This window comes from Isoptericola sp. NPDC058082, from assembly GCF_042885055.1.
Classification (GTDB): domain Bacteria; phylum Actinomycetota; class Actinomycetes; order Actinomycetales; family Cellulomonadaceae; genus Isoptericola.
Map to the genome: position 1 here is coordinate 192,731 of NZ_JBHVSQ010000008.1, position 15,204 is coordinate 207,934.

Annotated in this window: 15 protein-coding genes; 11 read left to right on the forward strand and 4 right to left on the reverse strand. The window is 75.2% G+C overall.

What is annotated here, in order from left to right; translation table 11 throughout:
• The first annotated feature begins 2 nt into the window (after window positions 1-2).
• From ACFVS0_RS13150 to ACFVS0_RS13175, 6 genes are read left to right on the forward strand one after another with little or no spacing between them, the layout of a single operon-like run.
• Window positions 3-1,082, forward strand: a complete 1,080-nt coding sequence (locus tag ACFVS0_RS13150) for a polyprenyl synthetase family protein (protein WP_430588227.1) — start codon at window positions 3-5, stop codon at window positions 1,080-1,082.
• A complete protein-coding gene (locus tag ACFVS0_RS13155) occupies window positions 1,079-1,987 on the forward strand; it encodes a phytoene/squalene synthase family protein (RefSeq protein ID WP_430588228.1) in 909 nt (302 codons plus the stop codon). Before ACFVS0_RS13150 ends, ACFVS0_RS13155 begins: the two co-directional genes overlap by 4 nt.
• Window positions 1,984-3,606, forward strand: a complete 1,623-nt coding sequence (gene crtI / locus ACFVS0_RS13160; RefSeq protein WP_430588229.1) for a phytoene desaturase family protein — start codon at window positions 1,984-1,986, stop codon at window positions 3,604-3,606. The genes ACFVS0_RS13155 and crtI overlap by 4 nt, the downstream gene beginning before the upstream one ends.
• Entirely contained in the window at window positions 3,603-3,953 is a 351-nt protein-coding gene (locus ACFVS0_RS13165; RefSeq protein ID WP_430551025.1) for a lycopene cyclase domain-containing protein, read from the forward strand. Before crtI ends, ACFVS0_RS13165 begins: the two co-directional genes overlap by 4 nt.
• Window positions 3,950-4,270 carry a lycopene cyclase domain-containing protein gene (locus tag ACFVS0_RS13170; protein WP_430563049.1) on the forward strand — a complete coding sequence of 107 codons (321 nt, stop codon included), beginning with the start codon at window positions 3,950-3,952 and terminating at the stop codon, window positions 4,268-4,270. Before ACFVS0_RS13165 ends, ACFVS0_RS13170 begins: the two co-directional genes overlap by 4 nt.
• The gene (locus ACFVS0_RS13175) at window positions 4,267-5,181 is read left to right on the forward strand and encodes a prenyltransferase (protein ID WP_430584807.1); all 915 of its coding nucleotides are present in this window, start codon (window positions 4,267-4,269) and stop codon (window positions 5,179-5,181) included. The genes ACFVS0_RS13170 and ACFVS0_RS13175 overlap by 4 nt, the downstream gene beginning before the upstream one ends.
• A gap of 42 nt (window positions 5,182-5,223) precedes the next feature.
• On the opposite strand, the gene ACFVS0_RS13180 is transcribed toward ACFVS0_RS13175, so the two are convergent.
• Together ACFVS0_RS13180 and ACFVS0_RS13185 are read right to left on the reverse strand one after the other, a co-directional pair.
• Window positions 5,224-5,667, reverse strand: coding sequence for a pyrimidine dimer DNA glycosylase/endonuclease V (locus ACFVS0_RS13180; protein WP_430588230.1), 444 nt, complete (start codon window positions 5,665-5,667; stop codon window positions 5,224-5,226).
• Window positions 5,668-5,743: 76 nt separating this feature from the next.
• Window positions 5,744-6,592 carry an SAM-dependent methyltransferase gene (locus ACFVS0_RS13185; protein WP_430588231.1) on the reverse strand — a complete coding sequence of 283 codons (849 nt, stop codon included), beginning with the start codon at window positions 6,590-6,592 and terminating at the stop codon, window positions 5,744-5,746.
• 115 nt (window positions 6,593-6,707) lie between these two features.
• On the opposite strand from ACFVS0_RS13185, the gene ACFVS0_RS13190 reads away from it, so the two are divergent.
• The 4 genes from ACFVS0_RS13190 to ACFVS0_RS13205 all read left to right on the forward strand — a co-directional run bounded on the left by ACFVS0_RS13190 (window position 6,708) and on the right by ACFVS0_RS13205 (window position 11,585).
• Window positions 6,708-7,448 carry a TetR family transcriptional regulator gene (locus ACFVS0_RS13190; protein ID WP_430551030.1) on the forward strand — a complete coding sequence of 247 codons (741 nt, stop codon included), beginning with the start codon at window positions 6,708-6,710 and terminating at the stop codon, window positions 7,446-7,448.
• The gene (locus tag ACFVS0_RS13195) at window positions 7,445-8,431 is read left to right on the forward strand and encodes an ATP-binding cassette domain-containing protein (RefSeq protein ID WP_430588232.1); all 987 of its coding nucleotides are present in this window, start codon (window positions 7,445-7,447) and stop codon (window positions 8,429-8,431) included. The genes ACFVS0_RS13190 and ACFVS0_RS13195 overlap by 4 nt, the downstream gene beginning before the upstream one ends.
• Window positions 8,428-10,083 (forward strand): ABC transporter permease, encoded by a 1,656-nt coding sequence (locus ACFVS0_RS13200; RefSeq protein WP_430588233.1) that lies wholly within the window; start codon window positions 8,428-8,430, stop codon window positions 10,081-10,083. Before ACFVS0_RS13195 ends, ACFVS0_RS13200 begins: the two co-directional genes overlap by 4 nt.
• Before the next feature lie 89 nt (window positions 10,084-10,172).
• Complete coding sequence (locus ACFVS0_RS13205; RefSeq protein WP_430588234.1) at window positions 10,173-11,585, forward strand: amino acid permease; 1,413 nt, start codon at window positions 10,173-10,175, stop codon at window positions 11,583-11,585.
• Here ACFVS0_RS13205 and ACFVS0_RS13210 read toward each other — a convergent pair.
• Window positions 11,557-12,888 (reverse strand): NAD(P)/FAD-dependent oxidoreductase, encoded by a 1,332-nt coding sequence (locus ACFVS0_RS13210; RefSeq protein WP_430588235.1) that lies wholly within the window; start codon window positions 12,886-12,888, stop codon window positions 11,557-11,559. The genes ACFVS0_RS13205 and ACFVS0_RS13210 overlap by 29 nt on opposite strands.
• 35 nt (window positions 12,889-12,923) lie before the next feature.
• On the opposite strand from ACFVS0_RS13210, the gene ACFVS0_RS13215 reads away from it, so the two are divergent.
• Window positions 12,924-13,586, forward strand: coding sequence for an MOSC domain-containing protein (locus tag ACFVS0_RS13215; protein ID WP_430563042.1), 663 nt, complete (start codon window positions 12,924-12,926; stop codon window positions 13,584-13,586).
• Here ACFVS0_RS13215 and ACFVS0_RS13220 read toward each other — a convergent pair.
• Window positions 13,540-14,733 (reverse strand): hypothetical protein, encoded by a 1,194-nt coding sequence (locus ACFVS0_RS13220; protein ID WP_430588236.1) that lies wholly within the window; start codon window positions 14,731-14,733, stop codon window positions 13,540-13,542. The two genes, ACFVS0_RS13215 and ACFVS0_RS13220, sit on opposite strands and share 47 nt — an antisense overlap.
• Between the last annotated feature and the right edge of the window lie 471 nt (window positions 14,734-15,204).

The window sequence follows — 15,204 nt, forward strand, 5'->3', positions numbered from 1 at the left end:
ACATGCTTGGCGAGGAGGTGGGCCGGATGGAGCGCTCGTCGTGGGCCGGCGAACCGTCGACCGCGGACACCGAGCACATCGAGGACGCCGTCGACCGGCTGTTCGTCACCGGCCCCCGTCCGGAGGACGCCCGGCTGTGGGAGTCCGTGCGCGGCACGAGCCGCGGGGGCAAGCGGTTGCGGCCGCGCCTCCTGCTCGCCGCCTACGACGCGCTCGCACCGGCGGCGCCGCCCGAGCCTCGGGAGGTCGCGCTCGCCGTGGCCGCGGCCCTCGAGCTGCTGCACCACGCCTTCCTGGTGCACGACGACGTCATCGACGAGGCCGACACCCGACGCGGGCGCCCGAACGTCGCCGGGGCGTTCGCGGCCCGGGCGCGGGAGGCGGGCGTCGACGACCGGCGGGCCGAGGGCTACGGCGCCGCGGCGGGCATCCTGGCCGGTGACCTGGCGCTCGCAGGCGCGGTGCGGGCGGTCGCGCTGTGCGGGGCCGCCCCGGCGACCACCGAGCGACTGCTCGACGCACTCGACGAGACCCTGCACGTCACCGCCGACGGGGAGCTCGCGGACGTCCGGCTGAGCCTCGGGCCGTGCGCCGACCTCGACGAGACGCTCCGCACGGCCGAGCGCAAGACGGCCGCGTACTCGTTCCAGCTCCCGCTGTGGGCCGCGGCGGTCCTCGCGGGCCGGGACGACCTCGAGCCCGACGTCCTGCGCCTGGGGCGTGACCTGGGCCTCGCGTTCCAGCTCCGCGACGACCTCGACGGCGTGTTCGGGGACCCGGAGGTGACCGGCAAGAGCAACGCCTCCGACCTGAGGGAGGGCAAGTGCACCCCGCTGGTGGCGCTCGCCCGCGGCACGTGGGCCTGGGGCGAGCTGAGCGCGGTGCTCGGCGACCCCGACGCCGGGGAGCCGGAGCTGGCGCGGGCCCGCGAGCTGCTCGCGGCGTGCGGGGCCCGTGCGGCAGTCGAGACCCTCGTGGCGGACCTCGAGCGCGACGCCCGGGCGCTGGGCCGCGACCTCGGCCTGGACGCGGTGGTGGAGCGTCTCGTCGGGACCGGACCGCACGCGACGAGCGCCGCATGAGCGCCGCGACCGCGCCGGACCGGGCCGTACCCGACGTCCCCGGCATCCCCGGCGTCGCGGCGGACGACCCGACGTACGACGCCGCGGCCGTGCGCAGCGCCGCGGTGGTCGTCCGTGCCTACTCGACGTCGTTCGGCTGGGCGTGCCGCCTGCTCGGCGACGACGTGCGAGACCACGTGCGCGGGGTCTACGCGCTGGTCCGGGTGGCCGACGAGATCGTCGACGACCCCCGGCCCGGGCTCTCCGCCGCCGAGCGCGGCGAGCTGCTCGCCGAGCTCGAGCACGAGGTCGCGCGGGCGCGGGCACGCGGGCGCAGCAGCAACCTCGTGGTGCACGCCTTCGCGCGCACCGCGCGCCGGTTCGGCATCGGGGACGACCTCGTGGCGCCGTTCTTCGCGTCGATGCGGGCCGACCTCTCGGTGACCGCGCACGACGAGGCCAGCTTCGCCGCGTACGTGCACGGTTCGGCCGAGGTGGTCGGCCTCATGTGCCTGCGCGTGTTCGTCGCGGGGGACGACGCGGCCTACGACCGGCTGGCCCCGGGCGCGGCACGGCTCGGCGCGGCGTTCCAGAAGGTCAACTTCCTGCGCGACCTGGCCGAGGACGTGGACCTCCGCGGCCGGGCCTACTTCCCGGGGCTGGACGTGGACGCGTTCGGCGACGACGACCGCGACCGGCTCATCGCCGACATCGACGCCGACCTGGCCGCCGCGCGCGTCGCGATCGACGACCTGCCGCGCGGCTCGCGCCTCGCGGTGCGGGTGGCGCACGACCTGTTCGCGGAGCTCTCCCGTCGGCTGGCGACCACCCCGGCCGCCACGATCCGGCAGGAGCGGGTGAGGGTCCCGGGTCCGGTCAAGGCACGGCTGGTGGCCGGGGCCCTTGCGGGGGAGGTGCTCCGGTGAGGGTGGTCGTGGTCGGTGCGGGGATCGCGGGGCTGGCGACGGCCGGGCTGCTCGCGCGCGACGGGCACGAGGTCGAGGTGCTCGAGCGGCACGCCGCACCGGGCGGGCGCGCGGGCTCCTGGGAGCGCGCCGGCTTCCGCTTCGACACGGGCCCGTCCTGGTACCTCATGCCCGAGGTCTTCGACCACTGGTTCCGGCTCATGGGCTCGAGCGCCGACCGCGAGCTGGACCTCGTCGGGCTCGACCCGGCCTACCGCGTCTTCTTCGAGGGTCACGACGACGCGCTCGACGTCTCGCCCGACCGGGCCGCCAACGCCGCGACGTTCGAGGCGGTCGAGCCCGGCGCGGGGGAGCGCCTGGAGCGGTACCTGGACTCCGCGCACGACACGTACGACCTGGCGCTGCGGCACTTCCTGTACACGACGTTCGCCTCCTGGCGGCCGTTCGCCCATCCCGACGTCGCGAAGCGGTGGCACCGGCTCGCCCCGCTGCTGGGCGCATCCCTCGGCTCCCGGGTGGCCGCGTCGTTCCAGGACGTGCGGCTGCGCCAGGTGCTGGGGTACCCCGCGGTCTTCCTCGGCTCGTCGCCCGACCGGGCGCCGAGCCTGTACCACCTGATGAGCGCCCTGGACCTCGACGGCGGCGTGCGATACCCGCAGGGGGGATTCGCGCGCGTGGTCGACGCGGTCGCCGGGCTCGCGGTGGGCGCGGGGGTCACCTTGCGCACCCGCGCGCGGGCGACCGCGATCACGACCACGGCCGTCGGGAACGGCCCGGGGGCGGCACGGACCCGGATCCCCGTCCCCGGGTCCCGCCGTCCCCGGGCTGCGGTCACCGGGGTGCGCTGGGTGGACGCCGCCGGGGACGAGCACCACGCGCCCGCCGACGTCGTCGTCACCGCGGCCGACCTGCACCACGTGGAGCAGGACCTGCTGCCGCCCGACCTGCGCGACCGGTCGCCGTCGTGGTGGGCCCGGCGCGACCCGGGGCCGGGCGGCGTCCTGGTGATGCTGGGCGTGCGCGGCCGCGTGCCGCAGCTCGCGCACCACTCGCTGTTCTTCACCGCGGACTGGCGGGAGAACTTCGGCGCCATCACCGAGGGGCGCGTGCCCGACCCGGCGTCGCTGTACGTGTGCGCGCCGTCCCGCACGGACCCGACCGTGGCCCCGCCCGGGCACGAGAACCTCTTCCTGCTCGTGCCCGTGCCGGCCGACCCGGGCCTCGGCCGCGGCGGCGAGGACGGCGCGGGCGACGCCGCCGTCGAGGCGGTCGCGGACGCCGCGATCGACCGCGTCGCCGCGTGGGCGGGCGTGCCCGACCTGCGCGAGCGCGTCGTGGTGCGCCGGACCGTGGGGCCGGGCGACTTCGCGGCCGACCTGTCGTCGTGGTCCGGCGGCATGCTCGGCCCGGCGCACACCCTGCGCCAGAGCGCGATGTTCCGGGCGGGCAACCGCTCGCGGCGGGTCGCGGGGCTGCTCCACGCCGGCGGGTCGACGATCCCCGGCGTCGGGCTGCCGATGTGCCTCATCAGCGCGGAGCTCGCCGTGAAGCGGGTGCGCGGCGACACGACCGCCCGCCCGCTCCCCGAGCCCCGCCCGGCCCTCGCGTCCCAGGAGTGATCGCCCTGCACTGGACCTCCTTCGTCTACCTCGCGCTGCTGCTCGGGGCGCTGGCCTCGATGGCCCTCGTGGACCGGCGCGCGCGGCTCGTCCTCTGGTCCGCGCACCCCGGCCGCGGCGCCGCCGTCCTCGCCGTCGGCACCCTGGTGTTCCTCGGGTGGGACCTCGTGGCGATCGCGGCGGGCTTCTACTCCCGCGGAGGCGCCGCCATGACCGGCGTCGAGCTCGCGCCGCACCTGCCGCTCGAGGAGCTCTTCTTCATCCTGTTCCTCTGCTATTTCACGCTGGTGCTGCACGGGCTCCTGCGGCGCACGCTCGCCGGACGCCTCGCCCGGGGCGCGCGATGACGTACGCGGGGCTCGCGGTCGGTGCCGTCGCCGGCGCGCTGGTGGTCGCGCTGGTCGTCGCGCGGGTGCGCCGCCTCGGGCGCCGGTGGTGGGCGGCGACGGCGCTCGCCGCCGTCGTGCTCGTGGCGCTCACCGTCGTCTTCGACAGCCTCATGATCGCCGCCGACCTGTTCCGGTACGACGACGCGGCGCTCGTGGGCGTGCGGCTGTGGCTCACGCCGGTGGAGGACCTCGCGTGGCCCGTCGTGGCCGCGCTGCTGCTGCCCGCCCTGTGGGCGCTGGTGGGCGACGACGGGCGCGGGGAGGTCGACGCATGACGGCGCCCGCGAGAGGGGGACAGACGACGGGGCCGGCGGCCGCGCTGCGCCAGGTCGTCGGGTCGTCCCGCCCCGTGAGCTGGATCAACACGGCGTACCCGTTCGCCGCGGCGTACCTGCTGGCGGGCGGGGCCGGCCGGGTGGGCGTCGCGGAGCTCGTCGTCGGCACGCTCTACTTCCTCGTCCCGTACAACCTGCTGATGTACGGGCTCAACGACGTCTGGGACTACGAGTCGGACCTGCGCAACCCGCGCAAGGGCGGGATCGAGGGCGTCGTGCTGTCGCGGCGGTGGCACCGCCTCACGGTGCGCTCCGCCGTCCTGAGCAACGTCCCGTTCCTCGTCTACCTGGTCGTGGTCGGGTCGGCCGCCTCCACCGCGGTGCTCGCCGTGAGCGTCTTCGCCGTGGTCGCGTACTCCGCGCCGGGGCTGCGGTTCAAGGAACGGCCGGTGCTGGACTCGGCGACGTCGAGCACCCATTTCGTCAGCCCCGCCGTCTTCGGCCTGGCGCTGGCGGGCGGCACCCTCACCGGGCCGGTGGTCGGGGTGCTCGCGGCGTTCTTCCTGTGGGGCATGGCGTCCCAGGCGTTCGGCGCGGTGCAGGACGTCGAGGCGGACCGCGCCGCCGGGATCGGCTCGGTGGCCACGTGGCTCGGCGCGGCGCGCACCGTGCGCGGGGCGATGGTGGCTTACGCCGCGGCCGGCGTCGTGCTGGTCCTGGCGGGCTGGCCCGCGGCGCTCGCCGCCGTCCTCGTCGTGCCCTACGTGGTGAGCGTCGCGCCGTACCGGAACCTGCCCGACGACCGCTGCGAGGAGGCGCACGCCGGGTGGCGGCGGTTCCTGTGGCTCAACCTCGTCACCGGGTTCCTGGTGACGCAGCTGCTCATCGCCGTCAGCCTGGGCTGGCTCTGACCCCGGCCCGGAGGCTGTCGGGGCTCGGGATCGGGCTCGGGGTCAGCCCCGCTCCCAGTCCTCGCGTGCGCCGGGGACGACGGTGAAGAGCGGGTGCGCACGGACGCGCTCGGCCTCCTCGAGCGCCGGCGCGAGGCCGGGGGTGCGGACGCGGAGCTTGGCGGCCAGGTGCGCGCGTTCGAACTCCAGCTGCCCGTCCGTCACCGGGATCCGCGGCACCGGCGGGCGACCGGCGTGGGGTGCGTCGAGGATCCGGCCGCGGTCGAAGGAGTACGTGCGGGCGGACGCCTCGGCCGCGATCCCCTCGAGGTAGTCCCCGACGGCGGCGAGCGGGTCGGGGGTGGCGCGGAACCGGGCGAGCTGCGGATGGTCGCGGTAGCCCTTCGTGCGCCCGGCGAGCACCGCCTGGGCGAGCAGGGCCTCGCGCCAGCAGGCCGTCAGCCCCTGCCGGTCGAGGTAGTCGGGGGCGAGGGACCAGAGGCGCACCGGGTCATCGTGACACGCGCACCCACCGCACGAGCAGCCCGACGCCGAGCACCCGGCGCCTCCGTCGCCCCGCCGGTCAGCCGGCGGTCGCGACGACGGCGAACTGCGGGCCGTCGGGGTCGAACGGGGCGCCGGACAGGTCGCCCAGCACGTCGACGGTGCGGAGCCCGGCAGCGTCCAGCTCGCTGGTCAGCTCCTCGGGGTCGAAGTACCGGACCCAGTTGCAGAAGGTGCGCGTCCGCTCGGCCTCGACGACGTCGTACCGGTCCAGGGAGACGCGCTCCTCGTCGTACCGGTGCGTGGTGCGGAACCCGAAGTACGGGTCCGCCGACCAGAAGCCGTCCATGAGGTCGGGCGCGAAGACCGTCTCCTCCCGGACCGCGGCGAACGCCGGCAGGTGGTCGACGTCGAGCACGAAGGACCCGCCGGGGGCGAGGTGGTCGCGCACCGTGCCCAGCAGCGCCCGCCGCTGTTCCGGCGGCAGGGCGCCGTAGTCGCGCATGATCAGCAGGACGAGGTCGTAGCGGACGTCCTCCCGGTAGGCGAGGTAGTCCTGGTGTAGGTAGCGGACCGGGAGCCCCTCGGCGCGGGCGAGCGCGCGGGCGTGGTCGAGCGACCGCGTCGACAGGTCGAGGCCCGTGACCGCCGCGCCGGTGCGGGCGAGCGGCGTCGTGTAGAGGCCGGGGCCGCAGCCGAGGTCGGCCACCGACGTGCCCTCGCCGACGTCGAAGCGGTCGACCAGCCACGCCAGCACGCGCTCCCGGAGCTCGGTCCGGTAGGTCGAGAGGTCGACGTCGGGGTCGAGGTGCGCGGCGAGCATGCGCGCGGAGATGTGGGGGTCGGTCCACAGGTCGGGGGTCGTGAGCGTCGCGTAGAGGGCGGGGCGGGTGGTGACGGCCGACAGCTGGCCGAACAGGTCGGGCACGGGGCTCCTGCGGGACGGGAGGGCGGATCCGGCCACGCTAGCCGCCCGCCCGTCACGGGGGCGACGGAAATCAGGGTCTTGCGGGGTGGCTGAACACGTGTTTAGTCTGTTGAACATGCGTTCAGTCGATGTCGCGCCCGAGGTCCCTGCCGAGGACCGCGGGCCGCTCGTGCCGGAACCCGACGGCAGCACGCGCGGCCGGATCCTCGACGTCGCGATGCGCCGCTTCGCCCGGTCCGGGTTCGGCGCGTCCGTCCGGACCATCGCGTCCGACGCCGGGGTCAGCGCGGCGCTCGTCATCCACCACTTCGGCTCCAAGGACAAGCTGCACGCCGCGTGCGACGAGTACGTGCTCGCGTGGATCCGCGACGTCAAGCGCGACTCGATCGGCCGTGCCGCGGGCGGCAGCCTGCTGCAGGTGCTCGCCGCGGCGGACCAGTACGCGCCGCTCGTGGGCTACGTGCTGCGCTCGCTGCAGGTGGGCGGCGCGGTGGGCCGCGAGTTCACCGAGCACATGATCGCCGACGCCGAGGTGTACACGTCCGAGGCGGTGCGCGACGGCGTCGTGCGGCCCAGCCGGGACGAGGCGGCGCGGGTGCGCTACCTCGTCTACTCCTCCCTCGGCGCGATGCTGCTGTCCGTCACGCTCGACCCGCCGCAGGACGCCTCCGACGTCACCGCGGCCATGCGCCGCTTCATGGACGAGCTGTACCTGCCGATGCTCGAGCTCTTCACCGAGGGCTTCCTCACCACCCGTCGCATGCTCGACGACTACCTCCTGTACGTGCCGGACCCGCCGCCCGGGGCGCAGGCCCCCACCGACGGAACCCCCCACCACGACGAAGAGGAACCATGACCACCACGGCTGCAACCACCACCGGCCCGCGGGCCGCGAGCGCGGTCGAGATCCACGACCTGCGCAAGTCCTTCGGCTCCGTCCAGGCCCTCGACGGGCTGGACCTGACCGTCGAGGCCGGCCAGGTGGCCGGCTTCCTCGGCCCGAACGGCGCCGGGAAGTCCACCACCATCCGCGTGCTGCTCGGCCTGCTGCGCGCCGACTCCGGCAGCGCCCGGCTGCTCGGCGGCGACCCCTGGCGCGACGCCGTCGCGCTGCACCGCCGTCTGGCGTACGTGCCGGGCGACGTGTCGCTGTGGCCGAACCTCACCGGAGGCGAGGCCATCGACTACCTCGCCCGCCTGCGCGGGAAGCCCGACAAGAAGCGCAAGGCCGAGCTGCTGGAGCGGTTCGAGCTCGACCCCACCAAGAAGGCCCGCACCTACTCCAAGGGCAACCGGCAGAAGGTCGCGCTCGTCGCGGCGTTCGTCTCCCAGGTCGACCTGCTCGTGCTCGACGAGCCCACCTCCGGCCTCGACCCGCTCATGGAGGCCGTGTTCACCGAGCACGTCCGCGAGGCCAAGGCCGCCGGCACCTCCGTGCTGCTGTCGAGCCACATCCTCAGCGAGGTCGAGAAGGTCTGCGACACCGTGACGATCATTCGCGGCGGCCGCTCCGTGGAGTCCGGCACCCTCGACGACCTGCGCCACCTCACGCGCTCGGCCGTCACCGCCGTCGTCGACGGCGACCCGGCCCCGATCGGGGCGATGGCCGGGGTGCACGACCTCGCCACCAGCGAGAACGGTGTCGGCACGCGCGTGACGTTCGACGTCGACAACTCGGAGATGGGGCGTGTCCTGCCCGCCGTCTCCGCCCTCGGCGTGCACTCCTTCACCGCGCAGCCGCCGTCGCTCGAAGAGCTGTTCATGCGGCACTACGGCGACGAGCTCGCCGCCGACGGCGTGCAGGTCGCGGGCGCCACCAGCAAGGCGGGCGCACGATGAGTGCCGTCACCGCCGCGCCGCGGCTCCGCGCAGGGTCCGCGCGCTCCGGCGGCACCACGCTGACGGGCACGTGGAGCCTGGTGCGGTTCATCCTGCGCCGCGACCGCGTGCGCCTGCTCGTGTGGTCCCTCGCGATCCCGGCGCTGTACCTCGCCTCCCTCGGCGAGTACACGTCGATGGCGGACGACCCGGCCGGCATGCAGGCGCGGGCCGCGCTGGTGCAGACGCCCGCCATGGTGTCGATGACCGGGCCGGGGTACGGCACCGACGACTACACCGTCGGCGCGGCGGTCTCGAACGAGCTCGTGCTGTGGATGGTGCTGGCGCTCGCGGTCATGAGCATCATGCAGGTGGTGCGCCACACGCGCGCCGAGGAGGAGTCGAGCCGGTCGGAGCTGGTGCGCGCGGCCGCCGTCGGGCGGCACGCGTCGGTCGCGTCGGCGCTGATCGTGGTGCTGCTGGTCAACCTGGTGGTCGCAGCGCTGTCGTCCGCGGTGCTGGTCGGCAGCGGGCTGGAGGCCACGGACTCGGTGGCGATGTCGCTCGGCGTCGCGATGAGCGCCATGACGTTCGGCGCGATCGCGCTGGTCGCGGCGCAGGTGACGGAGCACTCCCGCGGCGCCACGGGGCTGTCGATGGCGGCGCTCGGCGCGGCGTTCACGCTGCGCACCATCGGCGACATGCAGGAGCAGCACGGCAGCTGGGTCTCGTGGCTGTCCCCGATCGCGTGGGCGCAGCAGATGCGCGCCTACGTGGACCTGCGCTGGTGGCCCGCCGCCCTCGGCGCCGTCGCCATCGTGCTGCTGCTGGTCGTGGCGGCGTCGCTCGCCTCGCGCCGGGACTTCGGCGCCGGGCTGGTGCCCGACCGCCCCGGCCGCGCCGACGCCCTGCCGAGCCTGCGGACGCCGTCGGCGCTCGTGCGGGTGCAGCAGCGCATGGCCCTCCTGTGGACGACGCTCGGGCTGGCGTTCATGTGGTTCGCCACCGGCACGATCGTCAACCAGGTCGGGTCGATGACCGAGTCGCTCGCCGACAACCCGGTGTACGCGAGCGTCCTCGGCAGCGGCGAGGTGACCCAGGCCTTTGTCGGCATCGTCACGCTGTACGCCGCGCTCGGCGCGGCCGCGTACGGCATCGTCGCCGCCCTGCGGGTCAGGTCGGAGGAGGACGCCGGACGCGCGGAGTACGCGCTCGCGACGCCGGTCTCCCGGGGCCGGTGGCTCGGGGCGAACCTCGCCGTGACGTCCCTCGGCACCCTGGTGGTGCTGGTGACGGGCGTCCTCGCGCTGGCCGGCGGCGCGGCCGTGGCGGGCACCGACGAGGTGACGTTCGGCCAGGTCGCCGAGGCGGGGCTGCTGTACCTGCCGGCGCTCGCCGTCTTCGTCGGGCTCGCGGCGGCGCTTTTCGCCTGGGTCCCCCGGGCGACGTCCCTGGTCTGGCTGCTGCTGGAGTACACGATCGTCGTCTCCCTGTTCGCCGACCTGCTCCACCTGCCCGACTGGGCGCGGCGGATCTCGCCGTTCTGGTGGGTGCCCGACCCGCTCACCGGCGACGTCGACGGGATGCACGTGGCCGGGCTCTGCGCCGTCGCGCTCGTGCTGTTCGTGCTGGCGTTCGCCGGCTTCCGCCGTCGGGACGTCGCCACGAAGTAGCGCCCCGCCCCGCGAGTCGTCAGGCTCTGCGCGCCGTATACCGGGCGCTGGTCCTGACAACTCGCGGGGGCGGGTTAGCGTGGTCGGCCGTGAGCACCCCCACGGATCCCGGCACGACGGCGAGCGAGCAGCCCGGCGCCGGCCACGACACCCAGCTCGCGCACGGCCTGCGCACCCGCCACCTGACGATGATGGGGCTCGGGTCCGCGATCGGGGCGGGCCTGTTCCTCGGCGCCGGCGTCGGCGTCGCGACCGCGGGCCCCGCCGTCCTCGTCAGCTACGCCATCGCGGGGGCGCTCGTCGTCCTCGTGATGCGCATGCTCGCGGAGATGGCGTCCGCGCTGCCCGCCTCCGGCTCGTTCTCCGTCTACGCGGAGGCGGCGTTGGGCCGCTGGGCCGGCTTCCTGCTGGGCTGGCTGTACTGGTTCACGCTGATCATGGTGCTCGGCGTCGAGGTGACGGGCGTCGCGGGCATCGTCAGCGGCTGGTGGCCGGACGTGCCGCAGTGGGTCGTGGCCGCCGTGGTCGTGCTGGTGCTGGGTGGCATCAACCTCGTGGGCGTGCGGCAGTTCGGCGAGTCGGAGTTCTGGTTCGCGGCGATCAAGGTGGCCGCCATCCTCGCCTTCCTCGTGGTGGGCGTGCTGATCGTGGTCGGCGTCATCCCGGTGTCCGGCAGCGTGCTGGGCGACTGGGCCGCGCACGGCGGGTTCGCCCCCGCCGGTTGGGCGGGCATCGCGGCGGGCCTGCTCACCGTCGTCTTCGCGTTCGGCGGCATCGAGATCGTCGCGATCGCGGCGGCCGAGGCGCGCGACCCGCGCACCGCGGTGGCCCGCGCCACCCGCACCATCGTGTGGCGCATCCTGCTGTTCTACGTGGGCTCGGTGGCGATCATCGTCGCGCTCATCGCCTGGGACGACGCCGCGCGGCTGGCCTCGCCGTTCGTCTCCGTGCTGCAGATGGCCGGGTTCGAGGGCGGCGCGCGGCTCATGGAGGTCGTGGTGGTGCTGGCGCTGCTCAGCGCGTTCAACGCGAACGTCTACGGCACGTCGCGGATGCTCTTCTCCCTCGGGCAGCGCGACGACGCGCCCCCCGCCACCACCCGGATCTCGCGCCGCGAGGTGCCGTGGGTGGCCGTGCTCGTGTCCGTGTTCTTCGGCGTCGTCGCCGTGGGGCTCAACTGGCTGCTGCCCGCGCAGATCCTCACGATCCTGCTCAACGCCGTCGGCTCCGCGCTGTTCGTGGTGTGGCTGCTCATCACCGTGTCGCAGCTGCGCCTGCGTCCGCGCCTCGAGGCCGACGCCGCGCGGTCGGGCGAGCCCATGCGGCTGCGCATGTGGGGCTACCCGTACCTCACGTGGGTGACGCTCGCGGGTCTCGTCGCGCTCGCCGGGCTCATGCTCTCCGACCCGGCGGCGCGCGCCCAGCTCGTCGCCACCGGCGGCCTGGTCGTCGTGATCCTCGCGGTCTACGCCGTCACGCGCCGGGTGCGCGCCGCTCGCTAGCACCGTCGGGGGCGGCGTCCGGCTTCGCCGGCCGGATCGTGGGCACGTCGCCGACGATCGGGATCGGGCGCCGGTGGAACGGGAATCCGTACCGGGTGACCAGGCCGGCGAGCGTCGTGACGCGGTTGCGCGGGCCGACGAGCGACATGATGTGCACGAACAGCCAGACCAGCCACGCGAGACCGCCCGTGAGCCGCAGCATCTTCGACGTGACGGGCAGGGTGATCTCGGCGATCGCGGCGCGGCGGCCGATGACCGCCATCGTGCCCTTGTCGTGGTAGCTCAGCGGCTCGGTGGCCCGGCCCTCGAGGAGCGCGAGGATGTTGCGCGCCACCTGCTGCCCGCCCTGGATGGCCGGTTGCGCCAGCTGCGGCAGCCAGTCGGGCGTCTCGGCGATGTCGCCGATCGCGAACACGCCGGGCCGCCCCTCGACCTGCAGGTCCGGGCCGACGGCGATGCGCCCGCCCTTCCGGCGGGGCAGGTCCCAGTCGTCCACCTCGGGGTGCGGTCCCACGCCGGCCGACCACACCGTGAGGTCGGCGCGGATGCGGGTGCCGTCGGTGAGCACGACGGCGTCGGGCAGCACCTCCGCGACGCCCGCCCCCAGGTGCAGCTTCACCCCGCGGTGGCCCAGCTCCTGCGCGGCGTACTCGCGCAGGCTCGGGTGGAACGCCTTGAGCAGCTCGCCACCCCGCTGCACGACCGTGATCTCGAACGCGTCGCCGTGGATCTCCGGGTACGCGGGCGCCAGCCCGGCGGTGCGCAGCTCCGCGAGCGCCCCCGCGACCTCGACCCCCGTGGCGCCGCCGCCCACCACGACGACGCGCAGGCCGTCGTCGGACTCCGGGGTGAACGCGGAGCGCTCCAGCCGGATGAAGAGCTGGTCGCGGATCCGCAGGGCCTGCGAGCGCGAGTACATGCCGAACGCGTTCTCCTTGGCACCCGGGGTGTCGAAGAAGTTCACGGTGACGCCGTTGGCGAGCACCAGGTGGTCGAAGGAGATCGTCTCGTCGTTGGCGAGCCGGATGGTGCGCGCGTCGTGGTCGACGCCGACCAGGTGCTCGTGCAGCACCCGCAGGTTCTTCTGCTTCAGCCGCAGCCCGCGGAGCCAGTAGGTGACGTCGCCCGGGTTCAGCCCCCCGGTGGCGACCTGGTACAGCAAGGGCTGGAACGTGTTGTAGACGCGTCGCTCGACGAGCGTGACCCGCACCGGCGCCTTCGCGAGCGCCTTCACCACCGCGAGACCGCCGAACCCTCCGCCGACGACCACGACATGGGGGAGGTTCTCGGTGCGTTCGCTCACGGGGACCACGGTAGGTGACCTGAGAGAATGCTGCCGTGCCCGAGCTCCTCGCCGTCTGCCGCGTGTTCGCCCTCCTGCCCGACGCCGGGACGGTGGGCGTCACCGCCATCGACAAGCGCCCCGTGGAGGGGCGGGTCAAGGCCCGCCCGTACGGGCTGTACGCGGACGTGCAGGCGGACCGCGCCAACCACGGCGGCCTGGACCAGGCGGTGTACGCGTACGCCCAGGAGGACGCCGACTGGTGGGGCGCGCAGCTGGGCTACGAGGTCACTCCGGGGCTGTTCGGGGAGAACCTGCGCACCCGCGGGCTCGAGGTGAGCGGGGCCGTCGTCGGCGAGCGGTGGCGCGTGGGCACGGCGCTCCTCGAGGCGACGGTGCCGCGCACCCCGTGCCAGACGTTCGCCCGCCGCCTCGACTCGCCGCCGCGCTGGGTGCGCCGGTTCACGCAGGCGAACCGGACCGGCGCGTACCTGCGGGTCGTGGAGAACGGCGACCTGGGCGCGGGCGACGAGGTCGAGGTGGTGCACCGGCCGTCGCACGGCGTGACGCTCGCGGACTGGTTCGGGGCGTTCAACCGGCTCGACGGCGCGCCCGTGCTCGCCGACGTCGCGAAGGCCCTGGTCGTGGCCCACGACGGCGGCGAGCTGCGCCTCAGCGACGAGCTGCGGGAGCGGGCCGAGAAGTCCCTGGGTCGCTGATCCCGGGGGCGCCCTCGACGGCGTCGCCGACCCCGTACCGGTGGCCCGCGTAGCCCCAGACCGCGAGGGCGAGCGTGGGCCCCCAGAACCACGCGGGGAAGTACAGGGCGCCCGTGGCGCCCATCAGGAGGAGCATCGGGACGGCGGCGCCGCAGAGCATGACGGCGACGATCCCGCCGGGCACGATGGCGGCGGCCGGCGGCACCGGGCGTCCTGCGCGGCGGCCGAACCAGCGCGGCAGCCGCTCGCCCCACGGCAGGATCAGGCCGAGCGTGAGCACGATGCCGAGCCAGGCGCCGGACGAGAGCGACAGGCCCTGGATCTTCACCGCCAGCGTCAGCTCCTCGCCGTTGCCGAGCTGCGGCCACGGGGTCAGCCAGCTGGCGCGGGCGAGCGCGTAGGGCAGCGGCCCGAGCGCCGCGAGGATCGTGAACAGCTTCCGGTGCCGGGTGACCCAGGCGGTGGCGGTCCGCAGCGACCCGCGCCGCCAGGCGCGCACGGCGACGAGGCCGCCCCAGGCGGCCGCCGTGGCGAGGGGCAGCAGCACCGCGGGCAGGGCCCACGGCTCGCGCGCGAGCCCTGTCGAGACCGCGCCGACCCAGGTGGCGAACGCGTCGCGGCCGACGACGACGCCGACGACGGCGAGCACCGCGACGGCGGCGAGGGGCAACCGCCACGCGGGGCGGTTGCGGAACACCTGGACGCCCGCCCAGACGGCGAGGACGGGGACCGCGAACGACACGAGGTAGCCGGCGGCGGGGAGCGTGCCCGACCCCTGGGCCAGCAGGCCGAACAGGACGACCTCACCGGCGCCGACCGGCGCGACGAGGCGCCCGGCGGCGCGGGCGGTGGGGCGGGCGAGCGCGGCCGCGGCGGTCACGACGCCGAGCAGCGCGGCCGCGAGCAGGACCAGGACGAGCGACGCCGCGGGCACCAGCCCGGCGGCGAGCATGCGCCCGTCCTCGAGCAGGGGGTCGACGTCCGGCCGGGCGACGAACCACCCGAGCATGGCCGCCGTGGCGGCGGACGCGACGAGCGCGGCGGCGGCGAGCCGGCGGTCCGGCGGCGGTGCCTCGACGGCGTGCGGGGCGCTGCCGGGGCCGGCGTCGCGCCGGGGGACTTCTCTGGGGACGGACGTGCTGGTCATCGTGCTGCCTCCGGTCGGTCGGTGGGTGTGCTCCCACGCTCGCGCCGGGGGTGGCGGGTGGCCTCCCCCGTGCGGGGGAAGCGCGTCCCCCGCGCACGGGAACCGGCGGGCGGCCGACGGCCGTGATCGCCGGCAGTAGACGGCCTGCGAAGGCTCGCGGCGGGCGGCGGGTGACCATGGCTCGTCCCTCGGACCGACGGGGGCGTGGTTGCTGCCCGGCCGGTCGTCGGACGCGCGATGAACCTCTTGTGGTGTCGGTCGATCCTCGCTAGAGTCGAACACATGTTCGAAGACGACGGAGCTCACGCCGCGCCGCCCGCGGCCGACCCCCGTGGTTCTCGGACGCCCGGCTCCGGGGGGGGGTGGGGCAAGGGGGGAAAAGGGAGGAGCAAGTGGCGGGGGGGGGGAGGTGGTAGGGGGCGGGGGGGGGGGGGTGGGTCTGGAGTTGCCGGGAGGTGTGTGCGGGGAGGG

Bases quoted from the DNA above. Each gene is read 5' to 3' on its own strand.
- ACFVS0_RS13200 (WP_430588233.1), top strand. From the start codon at position 8,428: ATGAGTGCCGTCACCGCCGCGCCGCGGCTCCGCGCAGGGTCCGCGCGC.
- ACFVS0_RS13170 (WP_430563049.1), top strand. From the start codon at position 3,950: ATGACGTACGCGGGGCTCGCGGTCGGTGCCGTCGCCGGCGCGCTGGTG.
- ACFVS0_RS13220 (WP_430588236.1), bottom strand. From the start codon at position 14,733: ATGACCAGCACGTCCGTCCCCAGAGAAGTCCCCCGGCGCGACGCCGGC.
- ACFVS0_RS13175 (WP_430584807.1), top strand. From the start codon at position 4,267: ATGACGGCGCCCGCGAGAGGGGGACAGACGACGGGGCCGGCGGCCGCG.
- ACFVS0_RS13155 (WP_430588228.1), top strand. From the start codon at position 1,079: ATGAGCGCCGCGACCGCGCCGGACCGGGCCGTACCCGACGTCCCCGGC.
- ACFVS0_RS13150 (WP_430588227.1), top strand. From the start codon at position 3: ATGCTTGGCGAGGAGGTGGGCCGGATGGAGCGCTCGTCGTGGGCCGGC.
- ACFVS0_RS13195 (WP_430588232.1), top strand. From the start codon at position 7,445: ATGACCACCACGGCTGCAACCACCACCGGCCCGCGGGCCGCGAGCGCG.
- ACFVS0_RS13190 (WP_430551030.1), top strand. From the start codon at position 6,708: ATGCGTTCAGTCGATGTCGCGCCCGAGGTCCCTGCCGAGGACCGCGGG.